General features: G+C 54.3%; 22 protein-coding genes. 15 read left to right on the top strand and 7 right to left on the bottom strand.

The window, feature by feature from the left end; translation table 11 throughout:
* Nucleotides 1–5: 5 nt before the first annotated feature.
* Complete coding sequence (locus ACYQ8U_RS00655; protein WP_459943570.1) at nt 6–971, bottom strand: D-2-hydroxyacid dehydrogenase; 966 nt, start codon at nt 969–971, stop codon at nt 6–8.
* Between the two features lie 225 nt (nt 972–1,196).
* Here ACYQ8U_RS00655 and ACYQ8U_RS00650 point away from each other — a divergent pair, with 225 nt between their 5' ends.
* Both ACYQ8U_RS00650 and ACYQ8U_RS00645 read left to right on the top strand, forming a co-directional pair.
* Nucleotides 1,197–1,796, top strand: a complete 600-nt coding sequence (locus tag ACYQ8U_RS00650; RefSeq protein ID WP_459943569.1) for an NlpC/P60 family protein — start codon at nt 1,197–1,199, stop codon at nt 1,794–1,796.
* 279 nt (nt 1,797–2,075) lie between these two features.
* Nucleotides 2,076–3,371 carry a CDP-alcohol phosphatidyltransferase family protein gene (locus tag ACYQ8U_RS00645; RefSeq protein WP_459943568.1) on the top strand — a complete coding sequence of 432 codons (1,296 nt, stop codon included), beginning with the start codon at nt 2,076–2,078 and terminating at the stop codon, nt 3,369–3,371.
* Between the two features lie 64 nt (nt 3,372–3,435).
* On the opposite strand, the gene ACYQ8U_RS00640 is transcribed toward ACYQ8U_RS00645, so the two are convergent.
* From ACYQ8U_RS00640 to ACYQ8U_RS00625, 4 genes are all read right to left on the bottom strand, one after another.
* Entirely contained in the window at nt 3,436–6,540 is a 3,105-nt protein-coding gene (locus ACYQ8U_RS00640; protein WP_459943567.1) for an efflux RND transporter permease subunit, read from the bottom strand.
* Nucleotides 6,537–7,817 (bottom strand): efflux RND transporter periplasmic adaptor subunit, encoded by a 1,281-nt coding sequence (locus tag ACYQ8U_RS00635; protein WP_459943566.1) that lies wholly within the window; start codon nt 7,815–7,817, stop codon nt 6,537–6,539. The genes ACYQ8U_RS00640 and ACYQ8U_RS00635 overlap by 4 nt, the downstream gene beginning before the upstream one ends.
* Nucleotides 7,818–7,820: 3 nt before the next feature.
* A complete protein-coding gene (locus ACYQ8U_RS00630; RefSeq protein WP_459943565.1) occupies nt 7,821–9,296 on the bottom strand; it encodes an efflux transporter outer membrane subunit in 1,476 nt (491 codons plus the stop codon).
* A 173-nt stretch (nt 9,297–9,469) separates the two neighbouring features.
* Nucleotides 9,470–9,940, bottom strand: coding sequence for a GtrA family protein (locus ACYQ8U_RS00625; RefSeq protein ID WP_459943564.1), 471 nt, complete (start codon nt 9,938–9,940; stop codon nt 9,470–9,472).
* A 281-nt stretch (nt 9,941–10,221) separates the two neighbouring features.
* Here ACYQ8U_RS00625 and ACYQ8U_RS00620 point away from each other — a divergent pair, with 281 nt between their 5' ends.
* Nucleotides 10,222–10,773 (top strand): CBS domain-containing protein, encoded by a 552-nt coding sequence (locus ACYQ8U_RS00620; RefSeq protein WP_459943563.1) that lies wholly within the window; start codon nt 10,222–10,224, stop codon nt 10,771–10,773.
* Between the two features lie 34 nt (nt 10,774–10,807).
* On the opposite strand, the gene ACYQ8U_RS00615 is transcribed toward ACYQ8U_RS00620, so the two are convergent.
* The gene (locus tag ACYQ8U_RS00615) at nt 10,808–11,473 is read right to left on the bottom strand and encodes a peptidoglycan DD-metalloendopeptidase family protein (RefSeq protein ID WP_459943562.1); all 666 of its coding nucleotides are present in this window, start codon (nt 11,471–11,473) and stop codon (nt 10,808–10,810) included.
* Nucleotides 11,474–11,482: 9 nt separating this feature from the next.
* Nucleotides 11,483–13,939, bottom strand: coding sequence for a radical SAM protein (locus tag ACYQ8U_RS00610; protein ID WP_459943561.1), 2,457 nt, complete (start codon nt 13,937–13,939; stop codon nt 11,483–11,485).
* A gap of 122 nt (nt 13,940–14,061) precedes the next feature.
* Here ACYQ8U_RS00610 and ACYQ8U_RS00605 point away from each other — a divergent pair, with 122 nt between their 5' ends.
* The 12 genes from ACYQ8U_RS00605 (at nt 14,062) to ACYQ8U_RS00550 (ending at nt 25,902) form a co-directional block, all read left to right on the top strand.
* Nucleotides 14,062–14,850 (top strand): IclR family transcriptional regulator, encoded by a 789-nt coding sequence (locus tag ACYQ8U_RS00605; RefSeq protein WP_459943560.1) that lies wholly within the window; start codon nt 14,062–14,064, stop codon nt 14,848–14,850.
* A gap of 85 nt (nt 14,851–14,935) precedes the next feature.
* Nucleotides 14,936–15,802 carry an ABC transporter permease gene (locus ACYQ8U_RS00600; protein WP_459943559.1) on the top strand — a complete coding sequence of 289 codons (867 nt, stop codon included), beginning with the start codon at nt 14,936–14,938 and terminating at the stop codon, nt 15,800–15,802.
* A 3-nt stretch (nt 15,803–15,805) separates the two neighbouring features.
* Nucleotides 15,806–16,603 (top strand): ABC transporter permease, encoded by a 798-nt coding sequence (locus ACYQ8U_RS00595; protein ID WP_459943558.1) that lies wholly within the window; start codon nt 15,806–15,808, stop codon nt 16,601–16,603.
* Between the two features lie 38 nt (nt 16,604–16,641).
* Nucleotides 16,642–17,805, top strand: a complete 1,164-nt coding sequence (locus ACYQ8U_RS00590; RefSeq protein ID WP_459943557.1) for an extracellular solute-binding protein — start codon at nt 16,642–16,644, stop codon at nt 17,803–17,805.
* Between the two features lie 178 nt (nt 17,806–17,983).
* Nucleotides 17,984–19,042, top strand: coding sequence for an ABC transporter ATP-binding protein (locus ACYQ8U_RS00585; protein ID WP_459943770.1), 1,059 nt, complete (start codon nt 17,984–17,986; stop codon nt 19,040–19,042).
* A 99-nt stretch (nt 19,043–19,141) separates the two neighbouring features.
* Entirely contained in the window at nt 19,142–20,197 is a 1,056-nt protein-coding gene (locus tag ACYQ8U_RS00580) for a proline racemase family protein (protein ID WP_459943556.1), read from the top strand.
* 5 nt (nt 20,198–20,202) lie between these two features.
* Nucleotides 20,203–21,837, top strand: a complete 1,635-nt coding sequence (locus tag ACYQ8U_RS00575) for an amidohydrolase (RefSeq protein ID WP_459943555.1) — start codon at nt 20,203–20,205, stop codon at nt 21,835–21,837.
* A 174-nt stretch (nt 21,838–22,011) separates the two neighbouring features.
* Nucleotides 22,012–23,349 carry a Trk system potassium transporter TrkA gene (gene trkA / locus ACYQ8U_RS00570; protein WP_459943554.1) on the top strand — a complete coding sequence of 446 codons (1,338 nt, stop codon included), beginning with the start codon at nt 22,012–22,014 and terminating at the stop codon, nt 23,347–23,349.
* Nucleotides 23,346–24,803: a TrkH family potassium uptake protein gene (locus tag ACYQ8U_RS00565; protein WP_459943553.1), complete on the top strand. Its 1,458-nt coding sequence runs from the start codon at nt 23,346–23,348 to the stop codon at nt 24,801–24,803. The genes trkA and ACYQ8U_RS00565 overlap by 4 nt, the downstream gene beginning before the upstream one ends.
* Complete coding sequence (locus ACYQ8U_RS00560) at nt 24,800–25,141, top strand: potassium channel family protein (RefSeq protein ID WP_459943552.1); 342 nt, start codon at nt 24,800–24,802, stop codon at nt 25,139–25,141. The genes ACYQ8U_RS00565 and ACYQ8U_RS00560 overlap by 4 nt, the downstream gene beginning before the upstream one ends.
* 116 nt (nt 25,142–25,257) lie before the next feature.
* Complete coding sequence (locus ACYQ8U_RS00555) at nt 25,258–25,383, top strand: hypothetical protein (protein WP_459943551.1); 126 nt, start codon at nt 25,258–25,260, stop codon at nt 25,381–25,383.
* A 30-nt stretch (nt 25,384–25,413) separates the two neighbouring features.
* A complete protein-coding gene (locus ACYQ8U_RS00550) occupies nt 25,414–25,902 on the top strand; it encodes a hypothetical protein (RefSeq protein ID WP_459943550.1) in 489 nt (162 codons plus the stop codon).
* Nucleotides 25,903–25,917: the final 15 nt, after the last annotated feature.

The raw sequence follows: 25,917 nt of genomic DNA, 5'->3' as shown, positions 1-25,917 counted from the left end.
AACGTTCACAATGAAACACGAAAGGCGGCCTGCACCGTCCGTATGGGCTGGCCTGTCTTAAAGGCGCGGATGTTTTCCACCGTCTGGTCGATAATTCGCTGCCGTGCTTCGCGACTGGCCCAGGCGATATGCGGCGTGATGATCAGGTTGGGCAGCTTTGCCTCCAGCAGTGGATGGGAATCTTTTGGTGGTTCGACGCTCAGGACATCGATGGCCGCACCGGCGATTTGTTTTGCCTGCAGGGCCTGCAGCAGAGCCGCCTCGTCGACAATGCCGCCGCGGGCACAGTTAATGAGAAAGGACGTCGGTTTCATCAGCGCGAAGGCTGCTGCATTTATCAGGTTTCTTGTCTGGTTGGTGAGGGGGCAGTGCAGGGTCAGGACGTCGATGTCGCCAAGCATCTTCGCCAGCGGCGGGCGGTCATCCGCTGGATTTCCGGGTCTGCGGGCAATGACCACCCTCATGCCGAATGCCCGGGCGACCGTTGCGATGCCATGGCCAAGATTACCGTAGCCGACTATGCCCAGGGTCTTGCCTTTCAGCTCAACGATGGGATAATCGAGAAAGCAGAACTGACTGGCCGTCTGCCAGCGCCCGGCCTGCACCGCGGCATGGTAGGCAAGCAGGTTGGTGTGCAGGGCGAGGATCATCGAGAAGACGTGCTGCACCACCGAATCGGTGCCGTAGGCCTGACAGTTGCATACGGTTACCCCAAGGTCGGACGCACCACTCAGATCGACGACATCGGTGCCGGTGGCAACGATGCAGATCAGTCGGACGGAGGGGGCCGCGGCAAGATGCTGCCGTGATATTTTCACCTTGTTGAGGACGACTAGATCGGCGCCGGCAATTCTTTCGGCGACCTCGCCGGGGGCGGTGGTGGGGAATAACCGCAGTATACTGCATTCTTTTTCGAGGTTGTCGAGGAACAGATCATCAAGTCCTTCGGTATCGAGAAAAACTGCTTTCATGGTATCTCCTCCGAGAGTGAGTGGGGCACCTTGACGCTTTTTGGTATTTTTTTACGGGAATATGTCTGGTTCTCTTGAAATTATAGTATTTATTTTATAATATCAAGAGAAGTAACTGTTAGGGGAGTGCAGGATGAGGGCTAGGCGCTGTCTTTTTTGCTGTCCCCGGTAAACGGGGTAAGAGCTCCTGCACTGAATATTATCCGATGCGCGGAGAACGACCGCTTGAGTGATCTGAATGTGAAAATGGAGCTGCCAAGCACCAGTCGCCTGCCCTTGGTGTTGCTCCTCATTGCTTTTCTCTTTGCTTTCTGCGGTTGTATGAGTAAGAGCACGGTTACCTACTTTCCCCAACAAAAAAATTCTGCGAAAAAATCACCTGCTGATCAAAATCAAGAGGTAACCGAGGCTCTGCGGCAATATTTTGCCAGCTGGCAGGGGACCCGCTACAGCCTTGGTGGACTTTCCCGCAAAGGCGTGGATTGTTCCGGTTTAACCCTGCTTACTTATAAGGAATTGTTTGGAAAAGATCTGCCAAGAACCGTTCGAGAGCAGGCAGAAGAAGGCACAAAAATCTCAAAGGCAGCTTTACAGCCAGGAGATCTTGTCTTCTTTAAGACGGGCGCTTTTCAAAGACATGTAGGTGTCTATCTGGAAGAAGATCTTTTTTTTCACGCATCCTTTTCAAAAGGGGTGATGATTTCCAGTCTTAACAATGCCTACTGGCAAAAAAAATTCTGGCAGGCGCAACGCTTAAGATCTGGAGCGGATTCCGGACAATCATCTCCAGCGGTAAACCAGCAAACCGTGGCGGTAGATTATTAATGTAGAGCTATGGTTCCCCTCAGAAAGATCATTTGCATGTTTTACTAACCCCGGCTAACGGGAAACAACCCGGGAACTCTTGCTATCAGCAGCGAATCGTTTTGCGTCGATTTTTTCCAGGTGGTTTTCTTGGTTTTATTCCTCTGTCGAATCCTCGTTGTGTCGTTCGAAAATAGACTTTTCCTTGGTAAAATGCTAAAGAGGCCTGAGATGGGCAGGTTGTTGTCGGCGCGAGGAGCGCGTATTGCCGAAATTTACTTCTTTTAACGACAGAGAAATATGGAAAGATTACTTGTTATAGCTTTCGCTGCTTTGATTGGAACCGGTTTTTATTACTGGTTTTCCCGGATGGTTCATAAAGAATCGATGCAGGAATTTATAAATTCACATCTGTGGCTGCTGCATCCCAATGCCATCTGCTACTGGCGGACGGCGATGGCGTTGATCGGTTTTGTTCTCTATTTCTTTTCCGGGTATCAAGCCTTTGCCATAATAATATTTACCTTTGCCGCAATTCTGGACGGGGTAGACGGCATCGTGGCGAGAAATTGCGATATGGTCACGGAGTGGGGTGAGTGGCTGGATCCATTGTGTGATAAGTTGACCTACCTGCCCCCTTTGATTGGTTTTGCCTATACCGGAATACTTTCGATAAAGCTGGTGTGGATTCTGGTGGCGGTGGAACTGTTTGGCCAGTTTTTCGCCAGAAGGATTCTGTCTCTGTTGAGTTATTCGGTGGCGGCGAACAATTTCGGCAAAATCAAGGCGATTATCTGCTTTGGCCTGGTCATTTTTTGTGCATTACTCGACGAGAACCCCGGCGTTATCAATATCGGTGACGCAATTCTGCTGGCCAGCATTGTCCTCTCGTCAGCCTCGGTCGTTTTTAAATTTATCCCCAACAGGCTGTATGCGGATATTCTCTCGACGCTCAATTTTATCTGCGGCCTTACCAGCCTCTATTATACCTATCATCACCGTTTTGCCTGGGCAATTTTTGTCATCATACTCGGACAGTTGTTTGATCTTTTTGATGGCCGGATGGCGGAAAAGCATGGCGGTACCGTCTATGGACCGTATTTAGATGATATTGCCGATTTTGTCAGCTTCGGGCTTTCTCCTGCCTATATCATATTTCAATCCGGTGGTTCCTTGGCGTGGATCTTCGGCTTGATTTTTTTCAGCGGGGTGGCCTATCGCCTTATCCGCTTTGTTACTGTCGATAAAAAACAAAATGATCTACCCGAAGGTATCTTCAATGGTCTGCCCAGCCCGGCCGGTGCATTGATTGTTCTTGGGGCCGCATTAGTTTTTCAGCCGAATCTGCTCTGGCTGATTGCAACACTGTCCGTTGTCTTGATGGTGAGCCATATACGCTTTGCCCATTTCGGACGAGTTATCCTCAAGCAGATCCCTAAGCCGCTGTTTATTCTGCTCAGTGCATTGATTATTGTCACCATCGCCTTCATCCTGAAAACCAAAAGCGTGCACATGTTTGGCTATCTTATTCTTTGCTCCGTTGGTATCTATTTGATAGCAGGAAGGATATACTTGAAGCAGGATGTGCCGTCCTGAGTACTATGAAAATGAAGAAGTACCAGCTTTGCCGAAGTGGCGGCTGTGCCTAGTTTTCCGATAGTCAAGGCTGCCAGAGAGAGCGTGCGGAGATGCGTTTTATATCTTCGATGATAAGGTAGAGGCAGGGGACCAGCGCCAGGGTGATGACCGTCGCAAAGACGATACCGAATCCCAGAGACAGGGCCATGGGGATCATAAATCTGGCCTGTCTCGACGTCTCAAAGATCATCGGGGCCAGGCCGCCGAAGGTGGTGAGGGTGGTCAGCAGCACCGGTCGAAATCGACGAACTCCCGCCGCGCGAATTGCCTGTGCCGGAGAATCCCCTTTGCGCTGCTGTTTGTTGGCGAAGTCGACCAGCACCAGTGAGTCGTTGACCACCACCCCGGTCAGGGCAACCATGCCCATCATACTCATGATGCTCAGGTTGTAGCCCATGATCATATGGCCGAATACGGCGCCGATCATACCGAAAGGAATGGCGATCATGACCATAAGCGGCTGCAGGTAACTGCGAAACGGAATGGCCAGCAGGAAGTAGATGCCGCCCAGGGCGAACAGAAATCCGGAATACAGGCTGTCCATACTTTCCTGACGATCCGCCTGGCGTCCGGTATAACTGTAACTCAGGCCCGGAAAGGTCGCGGCGAGTTCCGGCAGTACCGTTTTGTTCAGCGCCTCCATGATGATCGGCGATTCGCCGATGGGGGCGACATCGGCCGATACGGTGACGGTTCGTCGACCGTCACGCCTGGTGATGCTGGTGTAGGCCCGGCCCCGTTCAACGGTGGCTACTTCCTGCAGTGGGACGAAGACTCCGGCGGGGGTGGTGATAAGCAGGGATTCTATGTTGAATTCGCTGATACGCTGCTCCTCCGGCAGACGAACCCTGACGGTTACTTCATTGTTACCGCGCTGCTGTCTGAGGGCGACGGCCCCCTGGTAGGCGTTGCGCAGCTGTCTGCCGACCTCGATTGTGGTCAAGCCCAGGCTCTCCCCCCATTTATTCACCTTATAGTTGATCTGGATTTTTCCCGGCGTATAGCCGTCATCGACATCTTTCACCGGAGAAAAATCTTCGAGTCTTGCGGCCAGAAGAGAGCTGGCCTGGTCAAGGATGGCAATATCACGGTGGCTGAGTTCTATGGCAAGTGACGCCCCGCTGCCGGGACCGCCTCGATCGGATTCATAGCGCAGGGCTTCGATGCCGACAATCGGTCCGGTTGCCTGACGCCAGAGCTGGGTGACTGCATCGGTGCTCAGCGGCCGTATGGCCGGGGGCATGAGATAACCGTATATCTCGACGATGTTGCCGTTGATGAGGGCGTAGACGGCTTCCAGCAGTTGTTCCTTGCCGTTGTCGGCGGCAATTTTTTCAAGACCGTCAAGCAGCTGGTCACGAACCCGCTCCATTTCCGCAGTCGGGCTGCCGTAGGGCAGCGTTGCCGTGGCCACGGTCTGGTCCGATTCAACCCGGGGCGAGAGAATCATGCGAATCCGGCCGCTTTTTACATAGCCGGCGGTGGTGATGAGCACGGCAAGCAGCAGGGCGGCTGTCAGATAGCGAAACTGCAGGGTTTTTTCGAGCAGCGGTCCATAACCATGATGAATACCATAGAGAACCTTGCGGCCGAATGCCTGCTGCAGACCGCCGAGAAATCTGGTGACCGGGTTACTGCCGTTTTTTCGGCTGTGCGCCAGATGCGCCGGCAGAATGAGCAGCGATTCAAGCCACGAGAAGAGAAAGACCAGGATGACCACCACCGGAATGACCCGCCAGACCTTGCCCATGACGCCCGGCACCAGGGCGAGCGGGGAAAATGCGACGATGTTGGTCAGGATGCTGAAGGCAATCGGCGTCGCCACGTCCTTTGCCCCCTGAATGGCGGCATCGATCCGGTTCAGGCCCTGCTGCCGATACTCGTAGATATTTTCCCCGGCAATGATGGCGTCATCGACGACAATGCCGAGAGCGATGATAAAAGCGAACATCGAGATAACATTGATGGAAACATCGAAAAAAGGCAGAAACAGTAAGCAGCCGAGAAAAGAGATGGGGATGCCCATCGTCACCCAGAAGGCCAGTTTCAGCTCAAGAAAGGCACCGAGCAGGACAAGAACCAGAATGAGACCGAGGAAGGCGTTTTTTAACAGGAGATCAAGTCGCTGCTTATATATCTCCGATCGATCACTGGAGATGGCCCAGCCGACTGTCGGCGGCAGATCAACCTCTATATCCGCCATTGCCTGCTGGGTAGCCTCGGACACCCCGAGAGGGGTCTGGTTGCCGACCCGGTATACCAGTAACTGCATGGAGGGTTTTCTGTTAAAGGTGGCGAAACGGGTGGCATCCTCGAAACCCTCCCGCACCTCGGCAATATCCTCCAGATGGACGATCGAACCGTTCGGGGTGGTAATTATCGGGATTGCGGCAAAGTCCTCAGCCCAGTTCCTGCGGTCTTTCACGCGTAACAAGACTTCTCCGCCGGCTGTTTCCAGTTTTCCACCGGGGATCTCCACCGATGCCTCGTCAAGTATCCTGGCTACTTGCGCCAGGGTCAGATTGTATTTACGTAAATTCTCCAGAGGAATGGCGACCTCGATTTCGTAATCACGACCAGCCATCAGGTCGACCTGGCTTATACCATCGGTCAACAGGAGCCGGTCCCGTACCTGTTCCACCACTTCACGCAGGGAACGTTCCGGCACGTCGCCGTAGAGGTTGAGGCGGAGAACCTGACGCTTTATGGCATCGAGTGTGATGATCGGATCTTCGGCATCGACCGGGAAGGTCGTTATCCTGTCTACTTCCTGTTGGATGTCCTGGAAGGCCTTTTGCGCGTCGGCATCGTCACGGAGTTCGGCAACGATGCGGGCGCTGCCTTCGCTGGCGGTGGCATCGACTTGCTTAATGCCGTCAGTACCCCGGATGGCCTCCTCCACCGCCAGCACGATGCCCTGTTCAACCTCTTCCGGGCTGGATCCGGGATAGGCCACGCTGATGGACACCGTGTTCAGCTCAAATTCGGGAAACACCTCACGCTTGATCTTCGAGCTCATGTAGAAACCGCCGAGGAGCAGCACGATCATGAGGAGGTTTGGCGTGACCCGGTTGTATATCATCCACGAGATGATGCCCTGCTCTTTCGCCTGTGCGGAGTCTTTCACTGGCTAACCTCACGTTTTTTCGTCCGCGAATCGTCGACTACGGTATTGCCCAGGCTGTTTTTGCCCTCCGGCAGCAGTTTTACCGGAATACCGGCTACCGGTGCGGTAAGGTTGGAGACAATCAGTTTTTCTCCATCGGCCAGCCCCGAGCCGATAAAAATCTGCTCGCTGGTCTTGGCAACAATGTCCACCTGGCGGATTTCCAGCGTCTGGTCGTCGCCGAGCAGCCAGACGCTGTCTCCTTCGCGCAGGTGGTCGCGCTTGATCGGCACGACGCCGGACAGTTCACTTCCGGTAATCTCCGCCCGGACAAAAGAACCGAGCAGGAGTTGCGGCTTTGTGCTGTTTTCCGGCAGCCGGTTGAGGGGATCCTTGACGGCCACATAGACCGCAGCCATTCGGCCCTGTTCTTCAATATCGGCGGCCAGCCGGATAACCCGGCCGGTGCGAAATGGTCCATCACCGGTTTTTTCCTGAAGAAAAATGCGCACCTCTGAACCCTCCTTGCCGCCGGATGGAAAAGTTATCCAGCGCAGCTGGGCTGTCGGGATGGCCAGTTTCAGCCAGAATTCATCCGTGCCGACCAGTCTGGCCAGGACGGTTGCCTGGGAGATTCTCGCGCCCAGGTTGACCGATCTGGACAGGACGACGCCGTTAAAAGGCGCCTTGACCTGGGTTCGGGTTAAATCGAGTTCCGCCTGGGCCAGTGTCGCCTTGACCCCGTCCAGGGTGGCTTTCTGAATTTCGAGTTGGGGTTCGCGCAGCATAAGTTTTTTTTCGATCGCGCTTACTTGCTGTCCGAGAATGTCAAATTCCTCTTGTGCGACACGCTGGTTGCCCATCTCCAGTTCAAGATTGTATTGCGCCTTGGCAACCTCACTTTTCAGTCGCATGATCGCCAGCTGGTAATCGGCCGGGTCGATGTTCACCAGCAACTCGTCCTTGGTAAAAAAGCCTCCGGGAACCATCTCGTCGCTCATCTTGATGATCTCTCCGCCGACGCCGGGGGTCAGGTTGATCTCTCTGGCGGCCAGCACCGTACCCATGCCACTGATAATAAGGCGATGGTTGCCGGAGCTGATCTGCTGCACCTCAACCAGCGGCGGGCTTGGTTCGCGTTTGCTCGGTTTCGCCTCGGGCCCGGTCTTCACGTAGTAGGTGGCAAGCGCCAGACCGCAGGCGAGAACGACGATTGTCAGCAAAAACTGCAGAAAAACGGTGAGGAACCGTTTCTTCTTTGGGGCTTCTTCCGGAGCAGGATTGTCTGCCGATTTCATTGTTTACTGCCTCATGCTGGGGTGGTCTAAGGATGCGGAGATTGCAGAACTTTTTGCGGCCACCGGTTCACTGTCGGCCAGCGGAAGACGCCCACTCAGTGCCCGATAGAGCGATATACGGAAAGTTATCAACTGGCGTCTGCTGGTGAGAATCGAGCGTTGTAGGTTCTGGTGGGAGAGGAGGGCGAGCAGCACCCTCTGGTAGTTTTCCGCCCCCTGCCGGTAACGGGTTGTGACGTTATCAATGGTGTTCGCGGCATATTGCAGCTGTGTCTCAAGGCTACCGAGGATGACCTGCTGTTCCTTTTCTCTGACGAGACTGTTTTCCACCTCGGCGATGGCCTCCAGAATAATCTGTCCATGTCTGTAGTACAGCTGTCCGGCAATCGATTCATTTCTTGCCACTTCCGCTTCGCGCCGCCCCCCGTCAAAAAGGGGCGAAAAGAGGTTGGCCCCAAGGGTAGAGAACCAGTTGTTGAAAAGATCTCCGGAGTTTTCCCCGGAGGTGGACAGGTCCGCCGAAATGCTCAGCCTGGGCAACCGATCGGCCACCGCTGCGGCCACACGCTTGTCCGCGGCCTGCAGTCTCTGCAGGCTGCTGTCGATATCCGGCCTTCTGGTGAGAAGGTCAAGAGGGATACCGGTTTCGGGCAGAGGCGGCAGGGTGGGTAACTGGACTTGCTGCACCGTTGCCGCGCTAGTCGGGGCGACGCCCAGCAGGATGGCCAGCTGATTTGCCAATATGTCTCTCTCGGCCCGCAGTTCGGCCAGACCGCCGTTAGTGCTTTCCACCAGCTGGCGCTGTTGCAGTACATCGGCGATGCCGACCTTGCCCGCCCTGAATTGAGCAGAAATCAGCTGCAGAATCTTCGCATTGGTTTCCTGCTGCTCCTGCAGCAGTTCCAGCTGCAGGTCAGCTTCGATCAGCTGGTACCAGGTGAGTGCGACCTGTGCGGTCAGGGAGATGACCGCGGTATGGTAATCACCCTCCGTGGCCTTGGCATCAAGGACTGCGGCATTTCGCTGGTTACGGACTCTGCCCCAGAGGTCAATTTCGTAGGAGGCCGCCAGACCAAGGGAAAAAGCCTCTCGACTGGAAGCGGTTGTGTGATCTCTGGTCGAGGCGGCGGCACCCTGGCCATCAAGACCAGGAACAAGAGCGGCTCCGGCTTGTCTGGCGATCGCCCTGGCCTCGTTGATCTTTTCCCGGGTGGCCTGCAGGGAAAAATTATCGCTTATCGCCTGGTCTATGAGCAGAGTGAGGGCGTCGTCCTGGAGGTCGAGCCACCACTGGGCCTGAAACGGCACCATTCCCGGCATGGAGAAATTCACCGGCAGATCGATCGGTGCAGCCGGCCGCTCGGTCATGGGCGTACAGGCACAGAGAAGAGTGAAGAAAAGTACGAGAATTCCTGTCACTGCCGGCACAGAGAAGCCCAGATATGTCGTGGTACGTGCCTTTGTCAAAGTAATCATCATCGGGAAATTGCTGCGGCATTGCATTTAAGGATACAGCGAAGAACAGTATGTCGTAATTGATTTCATAGCAACATGCAAGTGCATTGCCGATCCGAAAAAGGAAAAATCAGGCGAAAAAATTACGGTCGTATACCGGAAAAACGTTTTGGGACGGTCAGAAATAGCCATACAGTTCAGCCGGAGAAAATAAAGAATTTACGCAGGATATAGTTGATCATCACCGCAGTCACCATATTGCTGCCAAAAGCATAGGTGGTGAGGATGCCGAACCGTTTGATGAGGGCGATCATCAGCAGGGTGCCGAGATAGGTGCTGATGCCGGAGACGGTGTAAAAGAGCAGAATCTCGATGATAACATGATATTTTCCGCCCTGGAAAACCCAGAGAACGTTGGCGATGTAGGCCACCATATTGGATACGATAAAGGCGATGTAGTTGCAGATCATCGAGTTGCGTGCCCGGGTGGCGTCATTGATGGGCACGAGGGACATCTTGAAAAAGCGGACGAAATGATCTCTTTCCTGCAGTGCCGGAAAAATTTTCCAGCCGATGAGATGAAAGAGGGTGATATGGGTGAGCGCAGCAAGTCCTCCGGCCAGAGCGTATTTAATAAATTGAAGAATTGCCGGGTTATCATGGTGCATAACTGCAGTACTGTTGCAAAAGGGAGCTGTAAGGTGTCTGGATATACCGGACGACAGCAGGAATCACCAGTCAAACAGTATACAATCGATGGAAAAAGATACCAGGCGAATTTTGAGGTATATCGGGGAAATCCGGCATCGATGCGATAAAATGGATGCCAACTTCCTGCGCTATTGACTCTCAGCTACACCCTTGTTTTGCCAAGTACCGAAACCTGCTATATTGTATGCTGAGTGAGTTTCTTGAAAAGATAATGCATTTCACCAAAGGAGATGGGCAAATGGAAAAAATGAAAGTACGTGATCTGATGGTTCCGGTGGACAACTTTCCCAAGATTTCCGTCAATGCCGGGTTCTATGATGCACTGCAGGCTCTGGAGAATGCGCACAACGAATATGTTGCGGGAGAAACCGGAGAAAGAATTCTTCTGGTGGAGAGCGAAAAAGGAGAGATAATAGGAAAACTCAGTCCCATGGACCTGTTACGGGGGCTGGAAACAAACTATACCAGGGCCGATTCGGAAAAGGTCCTGACCAGTTACGGCTATTCGAATATCTGGAAGTCCTTCCAGGAGGATTATAATTTATGGGAAACTCCTTTCAGGGATCTGTGCCGCAAAGCGACACAAGTTCATTTGAAAAGTTTTCTCAAAGGTCCTTCCGAAGGTCAGACGGTAGGCATGAATGACCCTTTGGCCAAGTGTTTTCATCGCTTCGTAATGAATCGGCATGACGCTCTCTTTGTTCTTGAGGGCGATCAGATTGTCGGACTGCTGAAGTTTTCCGATGTCTATAAAGAGGTTTTGAAAACCATGAAAGAATGCCGCATATAGATGCATATTGTCAATTAGAATCATACCACCGACACTAAAACACCTTGAACAGAGGAATGGGCGAGGGACAGATTGCATCCATTGCCGCCAGATCCTTGTCGCTGCAGTAACCTTTGGAGATATAGCCCAGCTCCAGACCCTTTTTGGTGATGATCTGCAGGTGGGTATGATGGAACCAGTTGCCGTTTTCATGAAAATCGCCGATCTCGGCAAAGGGTTCACCCGCTTTAAGGCTGCGGCCGGGCCCGGGCAGGCTGCTGCGGCGCAGATGCCCATAAAAGCTATAGAAGGTCGCACAATGCGGGCTGTCATGTCGGAGCAGGACAAAGCTGCCGTAATTCCCCTCGCCGCTTTCGTAACCGCTTTCGGCAACGCAGCTGTCAAGCGGAGCATGGAGCGGGGTGCCGAGGGGAACAATGATATCCAGACCGAGGTGGATGAAGCGCTGTTCGGCGACCATCTGCGGGCAATCGGCGAGCAGGGCGGCTCTGTTCTCCAGGTAGGCCGCCACCCCCCAGCTGTGGTCGGTGCCCATCTTCGCCAGCAGGATCCGCTGGAATTGCCGCTGGTCCCTCATGTCGATACCTGCGAGCAGCGGGCTGTTTTCTGTCAGATCGGCAATAAAGGGATCACCGGACAGTCCCTGAAAGAGCGGCTGGTGATTCACCTTGCGGCTATAGAATAAGAAAGGATAGTGCATGGCTCCCCCTCAGGACAGAGCAAAATTTGTCGTTTTCTTCAGACCCGTAAGCGATACGACCGGTTTACCGTCTTCCTCGACAACCCCTTCCGGCCAGGCAAAATCCACAGACATTCCTTTGAAGTAAGAAAGATCATAGGGGAGCAGTTTTAAGGACAGCTCGGCACCACTCCCGCCGATGACCGAAGACAGGCCGAAGTCGACCTCGCCGACAATCGTGCGGATAATGTAACGGGGGATCTCCCTGCCGCTGCCGTCGCGGCGTACCCGGGTGGCAATGTCCACCACATCGTAGAGGGCTACCGGATTATCAACATTCCATAGCTGTTGGATCGGCAGCCCGGCAACATAGAGATGATGGAACTCGATGCCGGCCTCACGGCAGTTATAGGCGATGAGGTGGATGGTCTCCGGGGTATCGTTGATCCTGCCGAGCAGAGGCGTGTTGGAGTAGACGGTGATCCCCTTGTTCCTCAGCAGCCGGGCCAGGCGACCATGTTCCGGCCGAAACTCATCCGGCGTGAGAAACTGGGTCTCTATTTCCAGCCGCTTCGGATTGGCAATGCACAGTTTATTGAGGCTGCCCAGTTTGTCGATAACCTCGGCGGTGTAGCATTCCGGCTGGTAGTTGAACTTGAGACTGCGCAAACGGATGGCGTTGACATGGGCGATGTCATCGAGATACCTGATAATTTTCGTGACCTGAAAAAGAGACTCCACGCCATCGTTTTCCGAGACGAGCAGCACATCGGTAATACGCTCGTCGCTGCGGATATAATAGAGATCCTCCTCGGTGCAGCGGACATCAACCTCAACTCGGGTTTCATGTACCCTCGAAACCACCTGGGACCTGGTGTCGACCACCGAGGGCGAGATTTTCTCGCCCTCGACAATGGCGGCCATGACCGCCTCGGTGGTTTCCGGCTCGGTCATGCCGCCGCCGAGGCGTAACGGCCGTGAACCGAGAAAAAGGGCGTCATCGCCCATTTTCGCCATATATTGGATATCTATGGTCCCTTCTTCATTGACCCGGATATTTTCCAGCTCATTGGCAATGGGGGCAAATTCCTTGAAATAGTCCGGGGTATAGGGGCTGCGGATCCAGATGAAATTGTCGTTGTCCTCGACCGGCTCAACCGCCCAGCCGCTTGCGTTCCAGTCTATCTTGCCGATGGGGGTGGCGGTGCAGATTCTCGGCACAACCCGATCGGAGAGATGCGCCCGCAGGTAGCTGCCGGCTTCCAGACCTTTGGCAATGGGCGACCAGTAGACACTGTTGCCGTGAATCGGACTGCAGGGGATGTAGATATAGTGCAGTTCGGCTCCGGCGCCGCGCAGCAGGCTGAAGAGCCGCACCAGCTCGGGACCCTGGTCATTGCAGTCTTTCAGAAAAGGCGTCTGGACATAGACGACGATACCGTTCTTGACCAACTCGGAGATGATCATCAGACACTGCGGGGAAATTTCATCCGGGTGAATAAAATGCGTGGCTATCTCCATCCGCTTGCCCCGTTCCTGCAGTTCGAGATTTTTGCGCTTGAGATAGTTGAGCAGCGAGGCATCATCGGCGAGAAACATATGCGGGTAATAGGCGATGGAACGGGTCGCCAGGCGCAGGGTCTGGACATGCTCCACCTGCATCAGGCCGTCAATGGCGGCGGCCATGTTCTTCATGTTCATGAAGGGATCGCCGCCGGTAATGACAATCTCTTTCACCAGGGGAGAGTTCTGCACAAGTTCGACCGCCTCCCTGACATCGTCGGCGGTGGGATTGGTCTGGTTTCGTTCCTCCTTATGCTTGCGGAAGCAGAACCGGCAATAGACCGGGCAGGCCATATTCAGCAGAAAGATCACCCGATTCTGGTACATCTGCTCGAGGAGGCCCTTGTGGAACTGGCCGATCCAGGTGTTGGTGTGGCCGATGGTGTCAAGTTCCTCGACAAAAGGCAGATATTGATAGGCCACATTGTGGGAGACCCGCATCTGCCGAAGCGTATGCATGGACAGCCGTACCGGATAGGTATCGAGCACCTGCTGCATAGCGGCCCGGTCACTCTCCTTGAGTCTGATATTGGTCAGTTCTTCCAGATGCTTGGTGGTTTTGACGGAGATGAATCTATTGCCGGGTAACAGCAGTTCGAGAAGGGCCATGAGCAGCAGGGGAGGCATGTCGATGTTGTTGACGATGATTTTTCCGGTGCCGTCGGCCTGACCGAGCTGTTGTACTATGTCTTTAAAAAATCCGGCTGCATCATCGGGATATCCGCAGGCCTCGAGCAATCCGGCCAGCTTTGTCCGGCCGTCACCGCCCTGGATGACTTCAAAGAAGGGCCGATCTATCAGGGGGCGCACGCCCAGGTGGTCAAGAAAGCCGGTGAGTGCGGTCGTCAGGTCGGAAAGGGGCACCTGGTTTTCTTCTCCACTGTTGCAAAAAACAATCTTTACCATCGTATCATCTGCGGCCATGCCCTGTTCTCCTACGAGTTCGTCAAAATTAGTTGTTGACATTGACTGAGAAGTCTGGAACTTTAACTATAATAGTAATTCATGTGCTATTATAGTGCGATAGTAATTCATGCCAAATGGGAATGTCAAAAGGAAAATACTATTTTTCAAAGTCGCTGGAAAAAGGGCTGAAGATACTGGCACTTTTTAACAGAGATACGCCGGTTCTGACCCAGAGTGAGGTCGCCAAGACGCTGGACCTCAACATGACCTCGACCTACCGCTATATCAATACGCTGGTGGAAATGGGCTATCTGGAGAAAGATACCAAGACCAAGGCAATCAGGCCTTCTCTGCACTGTCTGCTGATGTGTGTGAATTTAATGCAGGCCACCGATAACCTTAAAATGATCAAGGAAGTCGTCGATCGGATCAACCGTGAAAATAATATCAGTATCGATGTGGCCTTCGCCGTCGATGACACCCTGGTACGTATCTATCATAAGGAAGCGGAAGAGACGCTGACGTACCGTTTACCGGAATTCTCGAAAAACTGCCTGCATAACACGGCGCTGGGCAAGGCATATCTGTCCAGCCTGCCGGACCATCTGATGACCGAAAAGATTGCCGCGATGGAACTTGTCGCCAAGACCGCCAAAACCATCGTCGATAAAACAAAACTCTTACAAGAAGTACAGATCACCAAGGAACGTGGCTTCGCCCTGGCCGATGAAGAATATCTGCCCGGCGTGCTGGCCATTGCCGCACCCCTCTATGACCCGATCACCGGCATGGGAGTCGGCGCGGTATCCTTTGATTTTTCAGTATTGCAGCATACTGGTACCGCAATACAGGCTACCTATGGAGAAATGATTCAACAGACCGCCTCGATTCTATCCGAGCTGCTGCCTGCGGTGAAAAAGCACCGATAGATACTCTCCAAGCTGTGCATCTCCTCCAGTAAAATTATTACGAAAAGTTTTCTCCAGAGCAAACACTACATCCAGGCACACTCCCATGAAATCTGACAAATGGAAACCATGGGCGCTGCTGGCGCCTTCCATGACCGCGGTATTTTTACTGCTGGTCATCCCCGTCTGCTTTATCATCGTTTACAGCTTCTGGCTTCGTGCCCCAAGCGGCGCGGATATTCCGGCCTTCCAGTTTGGCAATTATGCCAAGTTTTTTGATGACCTTTTTTATTCCAAAATTCTTTTTCGAACCATTCGCATCTCCTTTGAGACGGTTTTCCTCTGTATCATTATGGGCTATATCCCGGCCTATTTCTTTTATCGCAGTACCAGTCGCCATAAAAAGATTTTCCTCCTGCTCATCATGCTGCCTTTCTGGGTCAGCTTCATCATCCGCACCATGAGCTGGATCAATATCATGGGCGATTCGGGGCTGATCAACCATTTTCTCTTGAAAATCGGCTTTATCGACACCCCGATTTCCATGCTCTACAATGAGTTCACCGTGCTGATGGGGCTGCTCATGTATCTGCTGCCGTTTATGATCCTTAACATTTATATTAGCCTCGAAGGTATCGACAAGAGTTTGCTCGAAGCGGCCCGCTCCATGGGCTGCACCGAATGGCAGGCTTTTCGTGAAGTGACGTTGCCGCTCAGCCTGCCCGGTCTCAGCGCCGGCAGTCTGCTGGTCTTCGTGCTGACGGCGGGTACCTACCTGCCGCCGATGATCCTCGGTGGTCCGGGCAACGACATGATCGCCAATCTTATTTTCAAACGGGTCATCGGCACCCTCGACTGGCCTTTCGGCTCGGCCATCAGCGTTATTTTGCTGTTATTACTTTTTGTTATTGTCTGGACCTACAACCGTTACCTGGGGATCAACCAGATCTTCAAAAGCTTTCAGGGAAATTAACCGATGCGACATTCTTCAATTGGATGGAAACTCATCAGACTCCATACGATCCTTGTCTATATCTTTATGTTTACCCCGATCGTCGTGGTCATCGTCCTGGCCTTCAACCCGAAACAGTTCGGCATTTTCCCGATGGAGGGCTTCAGTTTTCGCTGGTTTATCAAACTGGCGCAGAATGATTCGATTATCGACGCCTTTAAGAATTCTCTCATCCTCGGCTCCCTGACGGCGGTTGTCTCGACAGCTATCGGCATCATGGCGGCGCTGGCCTTTATCCGCTTTGATTTTCCGGGCAAAAATACCCTCAACACCCTGCTGCTCTCACCGATCATGATTCCCGAGGTGGTTCTGGGAGTGGCCCTGCTGCTCTTTTTGCGCTTTCTCCAGCAGCCGAAGAGTTTTGCCCTGCTGCTGATCGGTCATGTGGTACTGACCCTGCCCTACGTGCTGCTCATTGTCCAGGCCCGCCTGGTCGGTATAAAAAAAGAATACGAAGAGGCGGCCAGGTCTCTTGGGGCCAATGGCTTGCAGACATTCATGGAAGTGACCTTTCCGCTGCTTCTGCCGGCCATTCTTGCCGGTGCCCTTTTTGCCTTTACCATCTCGTTTGATGACATCACGGCAACGCTGTTCTGGGCCACCGCCGAGAACCAGACCGTTCCGGTGAAGATCTTCAGTATGCTGAGGAATTCGGTCAGCCCGGAGATAAATGCCCTGGGTACTGTGATGATCGTCATGACCGTTGCCACCCCCTTGCTGGCAGGCTACCTGTCGCGCAAGTTTGCCCAAATAAAGGCCTAGAGTTTTACTCTCAAACCAAAACAACAAAAGGAGAACCAATGACCACCATCACGAATGAAAAACTGGACAGGGTGTATGACGCCTATAAAAGCGGCCGGCTCAGTCGTCGTCATTTTCTCAAATATCTGGCCATGACCGGTGCCTCGCTGGGACTTGTCGGCTCCCCTTTTGCCGGCGCAGTGACCAATGCCTTTGCCGCCGAATCCATCCGCTTCGACGGCTGGGGAGGTTCGACTTCCGAGGCCTTCCGCAAATACGCCTTCAAACCGTTTACCGAAGCCACCGGCATCAAGGTCATCGAGGGGGAATTCGGCGACATGAACTCCTATCTCACCCGGGTCAAGGCTTCTTACCCGCCGGGCGGCGAATTCAATATTGCCCATCTCAGTGCCGTCTTTGACTATGCCCGCTATGCCGAGCTGGGATTCGCAACGGTGCTGGATGAAGCAAAAATCCCTAATCTGAGCAAGGTCATGTCGTCGATGATCAAGCCGCTGCGGGATATCACCAAGGGGACGCTGTCTGCCGTCCCCTACGATCTCGGCCAGACCGGTATCGCCTACAACACCAACAAGATCAGCAAGGAGAAAGCCGAAAAACTGGGTGTGGCACTTCTCTGGGACAAAGAATTGCAAGGCAAGCTGGGCAGTTGGGGCGGTGATTTCAGGACCAATATGTGGTATGCCGCCCTGCACACCGGCCAGAGCCCGAATAATATGACCGATCTCAAGGCCATCTGGGCGGCATTGCGCGAACAGCGCGACCTGATGAAAAAATACTGGAGCTCCGGTGCCGAACTCATGAGTCTGCTGGCCAATGAAGAAATTTATGCCACCGTCGCCTGGTCCGGCAGGGTTGCCGCGCTGCAGCAGGAAGGGCATCCCATCGGCTATCTCTCGCCCAAGGGTACCTATTCATGGATGGAATATCTCTTTGTTCTCAAGGGGACGGATCTCGACGTGGCCCAGAAGCTGCTTAATTTCATGCTTGAGCCTGCCGCCGCCATAGCTGTTGCCGAAGGACAGAACTATCCGCCGAGTCTTGATCCGACCAAGGTCACCCTGACCGACAAGATCAAGGCAATGCCGGCCTTTGATCCCACCGGCAAGCTCGATGGCTACCTCTTTGCCGATCCGGCCTACTGGAACGCCAACCAGCTCGAATGGACGGAGCAGTGGGACCGCATTAAAGCGGGCAGCTGATACGCCCTGTCGTACGCATCGGGGTTTGTCGCACCACAAGGGCCGGAGTCCTGGCGAAAGCAGGATAGCGGCCCGGTAACAATAATCAGGAACACGGAGAAACACTACATTGGCAACCGCTAAAAAACAGCCTGAAAAGCAGCTTAAAAAGCAGCCCATTGTACAGTTCAGAGGCATCATGAAGAAGTACGGCAAGGTTATCGCCGTGGAGAAAATGGATTTTGATATCGAGGAAGGCAGCCTGGTGACGCTGCTGGGTCCTTCCGGCTGCGGCAAAACCACGCTGCTGCGCATGGTCGCCGGGCTGGAAGAACCGACCGAGGGCGATATCTTTATCAAGGGAGTGCGCATCAATGACACCCCGATCCACAAACGTAATCTGGGCATGATCTTTCAGAACTACGCCCTCTTTCCCCACAAGACCATCTTTGACAATGTCGCCTTCGGCCTGAAATACCGCAATGTGTCTAAGGACGAGATTCGTGAAAAGGTCGCCCGGGCTCTGGAGATGGTTCGCCTGCCGAACGTTGAGAAGCGCATGCCCAGCCAGCTGTCCGGGGGACAGCAGCAGCGTATAGCCATGGCCCGGGCGATCATCATCGAACCCGATGTCCTGCTGATGGATGAACCGCTCTCCGCCCTCGATGAAAACCTGCGCGAAGAAATGCGCCGGGAAGTGGACAGTCTGCAGCAGATGCTCGGCGTCACGACCATTTTTGTCACCCATGACCAGCGGGAAGCACTGTCCATGTCGGATAAGATTCTGGTGATGAAGGCCGGGCGCAAACAGCAGGAAGGCGATCCGCAGACCGTCTATAACGAGCCGGTCAATCATTTTGTCGCCGATTTTCTCGGCCATTCCAACTTTATCAAGGGCGAGATCGTCGACGTCAACAACGAGCATGTCAAGGTCAAGATTGAAACCGGGGACCTGCTCATTGCCGATAACAAAGGCACCTTCAAAAAGGGCGACCAGGTCGAACTGGTGGTCCGCGCCCAGCGGTTTGATCTTTTCTCCCCGGAGGAATTCAGCGCCGAAGCGGGAATGAACTCCTTTGAGGGCCGGATCAAGGACCGCAGCTATATGGGCGGTGAGGTCAGCTATTTCATCGAACTGGCCGCGGACAGGGAAATTCATATCATCAGCATGATGCGCACAAGGATCTATGAGATCGGCGAAAAAGTCAGTGTCCAGGTGGCGCCGCATCACTGTCATTTGATCGCTGTTGAAAACTGACTGCGCCAGGAAGCAATATCCAGCAGACTCCCGGTGCAACATGTATAAACCTGAAGACATCCTGTTTTCAGGTTTTGTCGTTGTAACAAGAGGATTTATATGCTCATACTTGACCAGGTACACAAAGGATTTGTCGACCGCTATGCCGAGCGGATTACGACCATTGATTCCCATACCCAGGGCGAACCGACGCGATTGCTGGTAGGCGGGATCGGTCCCTTGCCTAGTGCGACCATGGAGGAAAAACGGCACTATTTTGCCTCGCACTATGATCATCTCCGCCTCCTGCTGACCCGGGAGCCACGGGGGCACAGGGATATGTTCGCCGCGGTGGTCACTGAGCCGGTCAGCCCGGAGGCGCAGTTCGGCCTCATTTATATGGATTCCCGGCGCTACCCCTATCTCTGCGGCCATGCGACCATCGGCGCCGTCACCACCCTTATCGACATTGGGGCCATACAGGCACCAGACGGTGATAGCCTTATCACCGTCGATACGCCGTCCGGGCCCCTGCAGGCACATACCCGGATTGCCGACGGCAGGGTTCTCTCGGTCGGCATCGACATGGTCCCGTCCTTCGTCCTGCAGACAGGCTGCCCCCTGGAGGTGCCTGGCTTTGGTCAGATTCCTGTCGATCTGGTCTGTGTCGGCGGTTTTTTCGCCATGGTGTCGGCCGCATCCGTCGGCATTGAGCTTGCCGCAGAGAACAGCAGGGAGCTTATCTCTCTCGGCATGGCTATAATCGATGCGGCCAACCGGCAACTGCCGGTGTATCATCCCCTGCGACCGGAGGTGAACAGTATTGATGTCACCGAATTCTATGCCGAGGATCCTGCCAACCGGGCAGATGTATCGACAAAAAGCGGGACCAGCGTGGTGATTTACGGCGAATCACACATGGATCGCTCCCCCTGTGGTACCGGCACTACCGCCAAAATGACCCTGCTGCATAACAGAGGCAGGTTTCGCCCCGGGCAGACCTACAGGAACGCCGGGCCTCTCGGCACGATTTTCGAAGGACGGATAGTCGAAGAATTGACTATTGGCGAATTGAGCGGTATTGTCGGCCGGATCAGAGGCAGCGCCACTGTCACCGGCTATCATCAGTTTGTTATTGACCCAAAGGATCCCTTCCAGCAGGGTTTTTTACTGTGATTGCTATGAAAGTAGACCGAAAACCTGAAATTGTTCTCTATAACGGCTGCCTGGCCAGCGGCGGTATCGACCATCCCCTTTTCCCGACGGCCGAGGGCCTGGCCATCGCCGAAGGGCGCATTATCGCCCTTGGCACAAACGACGAAATACTCCATCTGGCCGGGTCTGCGACGCAAAAGATCGATCTTGACGGCCGCCTGGTGGTACCGGGATTTGTCGACAGCCATATCCATTTCTACGAATGGGCCATGAAACGAGGGGATCTGCAGCTGGACGATCTGCACAGTTATGCCCAGCTGCACAGCCGCATAGCAACGACCGCCGGCACCCTTCCCCCCGGCCGGTGGATCATCGGACAAGGGTGGAACGAGACCGACTGGACCGAACCGCGTCAGCCCGACCGTCACAGTCTGGACCGGGCGGCGCCCGATCATCCGGTGCTGCTGTGGCGCTGTGATCTGCACCTGGCCGTCGCCAACTCGGCAGCCCTTGCCCTGGCCGGGATAGATAAAACCACTCCGGACGCGCCCGAGGGAAAGATTGAACGGGATGGAGCAGGAGAGCCCACCGGCATCCTCCGCGAGCTGGCCATCAATCTGGTCCGCCGGGCTATTACCGTGCCGACACCCGGCCAGGTCATCGATGCCTTCAGGGATGCTGCTTCCGCCCTGCATCGCCTGGGAATAACCGGTATCCACGATATCCGCCTGATGGCCGACACCGATGGCGCCCGGTCGCTGCAGGGTTTGCAACAACTCGAAGAAGACGGGCTGCTCGACCTTCGCTGCTGGATGAGTCTGCCCGGCCATCGGCTCGACGAGATTATCGGTCTTGGCCTGCGTTCCGGTTTCGGCAGCGACCGGCTGCGTCTCGGTCATGTCAAGTTCTTTTCCGACGGCGGGATGGGCGCGCGCACGGCCTGGATGATCGATCCCTATCTTGACGCGGAATACGGCATGCCGCTGATGGACATGGCCGAGCTGGCCGGAGATATCGACAAGGCCGATCACGCCGGCCTCTCGGTCATGGTCCATGCCGTCGGTGACCGGGCCAATCGCCAGCTGATCGATATTTTTGAGCAGCTGGAGTCGCGGCGCGGCAAGAACAATGCACCGCTGCCGCCATTTCGCCATCGTATCGAACATGTGCAGATGATCCGCCCCGAGGATATCGCGCGGCTCGGCAGGCTCAACCTGGCCCTCTGTGTCACCCCGGGGAATATGGTCCTCGATATGAATCTTATCGACCGGGCCGTAGCGGAAAAAGGGCAGTGGGCCTATGCCTTCCGTCAGTTGATGGACACCGGATGCCCGGTCATGTTCAGTTCCGATTGCCCGGTCTGCAGTCCCGACCCGCTGCCGGCCATACATGCCGCGGTTACCCGGCAGCGCCTCGACGCCACGCCGGCAAATGGCTGGTATCCTAAGGCCCGGGTGCGCGTATCCGAGGCGCTGCATGCCTACACCGCTGCTCCGGCGGCTGTCCACCGGGCCACCGACATGGGCTCAATTGCCGTGGGCAAGAAGGCCGATCTGGCGGTACTCAGCCGGAACATTCTCACGGATCCGCCGGACATGATTGCTCAGACAAAGGTCGATATGACTCTTTTTGATGGTCGGATTGTGCACAGACTTTTTTAAGCTTTGATGGGGCCATCTTGTAAACCGTTTACCGGGAGTACCCCATCTGGTCAGGTGACTTATTTGTTGACATATTGGCTCGTCAAAGCGATAAGTACCGGATAAAATGACGCCGTTGACAATATGCGGCAGGAGAGGGTGGAGTGTTCTTCCAGAGTGAAACGGAGTACCTTTATGAAAATATTAATTTATGGCGCTTCCGAGGTCGGCTATATGGCCGCACTGCGACTGAGCAGGGACCACGATATCACCATTCTCGACGAACATGACGGTATCCCGGAAAGGTTTGGTCCTCTCGATGTGAGTTATGTCAGCGGCAGCGGCGCCGATGTCAACGCCCTGGAACAGGCCGAGACGGCCGCCAAGGATCTTTTCATCGCCTGTTCCGCCCGTGACGAAGCAAATATTGTCGCCTGCTGGACCGTAAAACGCATTGCCGATATTGAAACGATCTGCTTTGTCCGCACCATGGAGCTGTATAACAACCTGATGTTCTACAGTCAGGGCCGGTATCGGGCGCCCTATGACATCGATACGGTGATCTGGCCGGAACAGCTGCTCACCGAGGATATCTTCCGTATCGTCTCGGTGCCCGAGGCAATCGATGTCGAGCATTTCGCCAAAGGCCGGGCAAAACTGTTCGAATACCGCATCAAGGAAGACTCGACCATCCTCAATAAACGCATCATGGACTGCGTCTTCCCGAAGAACGTGTTGATTGTCGGCATAATGCGTGATAATAAGCTGTTCATTCCGGATGGATCGACAATTATTGCCATTAACGACAAGGTGGTTTTCATGGGGACGGGGATCGCCCTCGACATCCTGGCCGCCCGATTCTTTCAAAAAAGCAACAAGATCAGAAAAGTGGCCCTGATCGGCGGCGGCAGTGTCGGTTTCCTGCTCGCCGAGAAGCTCGAACAGGCACGTATTCGTGTAACCATTATCGAACACGATAAGGAACGCTGCCTTTTTCTGGCCAACAACCTGAAAAAGTCCCTGGTCCTCAATGGCGACGGCACGGACTTCGAGTTGCTGGAAAGTGAGGCGATTGGTGATGCCGATGCGATTATCTGCATCACCAATAATGACGAAAAAAACCTGCTCTGCTCCCTGCTCGTCAAGCAGCTCAGTAAAGGACGCATTATCACCCGGGTCGGCAACACCCAGACGGCGCTGCTTTTCGACCGGGTCGGCATCGATGTGGTCGTGTCGCCACGCGAGGCGGCGTTAAAGGAACTTCTCAACCGGGTGCAGGCGCATGATGTCGATATCCTTGCGCTGATCGAGGGCGGGCAGGGGGAGGTGCTGCGCGTCACGGTGCCGGAGGGTTTTCCCGAATCACGGGTCGTTGATCTGACGTTCAGCGCGAAAGCGGTCATCGGGGCCATCCAGCGTGGCAAGCAGGTTATCGTCCCGCACGGGGAAACGACATTAAAGGGCGGCGATCTGCTGCATATCTTTACCATGGCTGCCGATGCTGAAGCCATCAAGAAGATGTTTGCCCTATGAAACGAGAACACATTTACGCATCTCTCGGCATCATCCTCGTGGCCTTTGGCGTGATCCTGCTCAGTCCGATCGTGGTCGCGCTCATAGAGAAGAACTACGCTGCCATCCTGCCCTTTTCGGTTGCTGCCGCCTGTTCGGTTGCCCTCGGCATGCTGCTCCAGAAAGCCGGCGGCTTCCTGCGCAATTTCGACACCCTCAAGCGCAATGAAGGATTTTTGATCGTTTCCCTCGCCTGGATGGTCACCGCGGCGATGGGGGCGATCCCGTATCTTTTTTTCGGCCTGCATCCGCTGGATGCCTATTTTGAATCGGTCTCCGGCATCACCACCACCGGGGCGACAATTTTTATAGACTTTTCCCTGTATCCGAAAAGTCTGTTTTTCTGGCGCAGCCTGTCCCAGTGGCTTGGCGGCATGGGTATTATCGTGTTGTTTGTCGCTATTCTGCCTCAGTTCAAGGTGGCGGGCAGACAGATGTTCTTTGCCGAATCTCCCGGCCCGACGGAGGAAAAAGTAACGCCCCGCATCACCCAGACGGCAAAAGCGCTCTGGCTGGTCTATTTTATCCTGACGCTGCTGGAAATAGCCTGCCTGATATGGGCGGGCATGCCGGCATTTGATGCCGTGTGCAATTCCTTGTCGACCTTGGCCGCCGGGGGGTTTTCGCCGCACCCGCTATCGATTATGGGCTATAACAGTTCGGCTATCACCTGGATAATAATCGGCTTTATGTTTCTGGCCGGTTCCAACTTCGCCTTGCAATATCAGGCGGTCGCCCGGCGACATCTGGCTGCCTTGATAAAAAGAGAGGAATTTCGCGGCTACGCTTTCATTATCTTTGTCGTGTCGATCTTTCTCACCGTGGCTCTGGTGATAAACGAGAAGAGCAGCTGGCCTGATTCGATTCGCGAAAGCCTCTTTCAGATTGTCTCGATTCTCACCACGACCGGCTTCTCCTCTGCCGATTTCGCCCTGTGGTCAGTTGCCGCCCAGACGCTGATTTTCAGTGTTATGCTCGTTGGCGGCTGTGCCGGTTCGGCCGGGGGCGGCATCAAGGTTATCCGCGTCATTCTGGGGGCAAAATATATGCGCCGGGAGATAGTGCAGCTCGTTCATCCCCGTGTGGTCATGCCGATCAAGATTGATGGCAAGACCGTCCCGGATGCCATCCTCTTTCAGGTTCTCGGTTTTCTCTTATTCTATATCGTCCTGATGACCATTTCCGCCTATGCCGTGACCATTATCGAAGGCTCGTCCTCCATAGGTCTTATCGGAACCGCGGCGACCATCGGCAATATCGGTCCCGGTTTTGGGGAAATCGGCCCCATGGGTACCTATGGCAACCTCTCCTGGGCGACCAAAGTTATCTTTATCGTCAATATGATTGTCGGCCGCCTGGAGCTCATCCCCTTTCTGGCCATGCTTCACCCGGATTTCTGGCGCCTGAGAAAATGAAGATAATTTCCAAAGACCGGTCTTCCGTGGCGCGGGTCGGTGCGGAAGGCGCGCTGCTGGTCCTCTCACCGCTGCCGGTTATTATCTCCCGGGCTAATGATGTCGTGCATCAGCGGATATTGCAGCTGGTCGGCGCCCATCAGATCATCAACCCGGAGTATGAGTTCGGCAAACGGTTTGCCAATCGTCTCCTCTATAAGCACGTTATAACCGACACGAATATCGGTGAGAGTCTGCATCTCACGGAGATTCTCGTGCAGCCGTCAATGGTCGGCAAGACGCTTATCGATCGCGCCCTGCCCAAACGCTTCGGCGTGCAGGTGGTCGGCATCCGATGAGGTGCGCAGGGAAAAATTGATCAACCCTCCGCCAATGTCCCCCTGCGGGCCGATGAGCAACTGATAATTGTATCGCGCGAGTCGGCGATTGCACAATTAATACACGGTGTCAAAGAATGAAGCTGTTAACAATGGTGCGACTGGGGGCCTTGCTGTTGATTGGTTTAAATGTGCTGATGGGGCTGGCGACGATATGGGTTTTTATGCGGATGGCTCCGGCAATAGAGATCATCATTGAGTAAAATGAGCGCTCTTTAGAAGCATGTGAAAGGATGCTGGTGTCGTTGGCCATAAGCAGCGGAGAGGGGTCCGAGAGCCGACAATTGCAGATATCTTTTCAAGAGGCATTGCAGACGGCGCAAAATAACATTACCGAAGCCGAGGAGCCCGAAGCGCTTGCAATGATTGATCGAAAGTACCGCGAGGCGTTCGACAACAATGTTCCAGCCAGAAGGCAAACGATTACGGCAATCAGCAGCTTGGCGCAGATCAATCGAGAGGCTATGGTGCGCGCGGATAAGAGAGCCAGGCAATTGGGCAATGGTGGCGCCTGGGGTGTTGTTTTTATGGCCTCCGCCGTGTTTCTCGCCGGTCTTCTCTTTCTGCGAACCTTGAAAAGAAATCTGGTAAAACCGCTGGAGGAGATCTATTCGGTCATCTCGGCGTACAGGCCTGGGCGATACCATGAGGCGCTGCAGTGGAGCAGACCTGTCAAGAGATATCAAAACCATTTTCGATGGGATGAACGAATTGCTCGATAATACCTGCTCAAAATC

The organism is Desulfocastanea catecholica (assembly GCF_054657295.1).
Note: the sequence above shows the minus strand (reverse complement) of the source record. Positions and strands in the feature narration are given on the sequence as shown.

Bases quoted from the DNA above. Each gene is read 5' to 3' on its own strand.
- ACYQ8U_RS00655 (WP_459943570.1), bottom strand. From the start codon at position 971: ATGAAAGCAGTTTTTCTCGATACCGAAGGACTTGATGATCTGTTCCTC.
- ACYQ8U_RS00645 (WP_459943568.1), top strand. From the start codon at position 2,076: ATGGAAAGATTACTTGTTATAGCTTTCGCTGCTTTGATTGGAACCGGT.
- ACYQ8U_RS00635 (WP_459943566.1), bottom strand. From the start codon at position 7,817: ATGAAATCGGCAGACAATCCTGCTCCGGAAGAAGCCCCAAAGAAGAAA.
- ACYQ8U_RS00630 (WP_459943565.1), bottom strand. From the start codon at position 9,296: ATGATGATTACTTTGACAAAGGCACGTACCACGACATATCTGGGCTTC.
- ACYQ8U_RS00625 (WP_459943564.1), bottom strand. From the start codon at position 9,940: ATGCACCATGATAACCCGGCAATTCTTCAATTTATTAAATACGCTCTG.
- ACYQ8U_RS00620 (WP_459943563.1), top strand. From the start codon at position 10,222: ATGGAAAAAATGAAAGTACGTGATCTGATGGTTCCGGTGGACAACTTT.
- ACYQ8U_RS00615 (WP_459943562.1), bottom strand. From the start codon at position 11,473: ATGCACTATCCTTTCTTATTCTATAGCCGCAAGGTGAATCACCAGCCG.
- ACYQ8U_RS00610 (WP_459943561.1), bottom strand. From the start codon at position 13,939: ATGGCCGCAGATGATACGATGGTAAAGATTGTTTTTTGCAACAGTGGA.
- ACYQ8U_RS00605 (WP_459943560.1), top strand. From the start codon at position 14,062: ATGTCAAAAGGAAAATACTATTTTTCAAAGTCGCTGGAAAAAGGGCTG.
- ACYQ8U_RS00600 (WP_459943559.1), top strand. From the start codon at position 14,936: ATGAAATCTGACAAATGGAAACCATGGGCGCTGCTGGCGCCTTCCATG.
- ACYQ8U_RS00595 (WP_459943558.1), top strand. From the start codon at position 15,806: ATGCGACATTCTTCAATTGGATGGAAACTCATCAGACTCCATACGATC.
- ACYQ8U_RS00590 (WP_459943557.1), top strand. From the start codon at position 16,642: ATGACCACCATCACGAATGAAAAACTGGACAGGGTGTATGACGCCTAT.
- ACYQ8U_RS00585 (WP_459943770.1), top strand. From the start codon at position 17,984: ATGAAGAAGTACGGCAAGGTTATCGCCGTGGAGAAAATGGATTTTGAT.
- ACYQ8U_RS00580 (WP_459943556.1), top strand. From the start codon at position 19,142: ATGCTCATACTTGACCAGGTACACAAAGGATTTGTCGACCGCTATGCC.
- ACYQ8U_RS00575 (WP_459943555.1), top strand. From the start codon at position 20,203: ATGAAAGTAGACCGAAAACCTGAAATTGTTCTCTATAACGGCTGCCTG.
- trkA (WP_459943554.1), top strand. From the start codon at position 22,012: ATGAAAATATTAATTTATGGCGCTTCCGAGGTCGGCTATATGGCCGCA.
- ACYQ8U_RS00565 (WP_459943553.1), top strand. From the start codon at position 23,346: ATGAAACGAGAACACATTTACGCATCTCTCGGCATCATCCTCGTGGCC.
- ACYQ8U_RS00560 (WP_459943552.1), top strand. From the start codon at position 24,800: ATGAAGATAATTTCCAAAGACCGGTCTTCCGTGGCGCGGGTCGGTGCG.
- ACYQ8U_RS00555 (WP_459943551.1), top strand. From the start codon at position 25,258: ATGAAGCTGTTAACAATGGTGCGACTGGGGGCCTTGCTGTTGATTGGT.
- ACYQ8U_RS00550 (WP_459943550.1), top strand. From the start codon at position 25,414: ATGCTGGTGTCGTTGGCCATAAGCAGCGGAGAGGGGTCCGAGAGCCGA.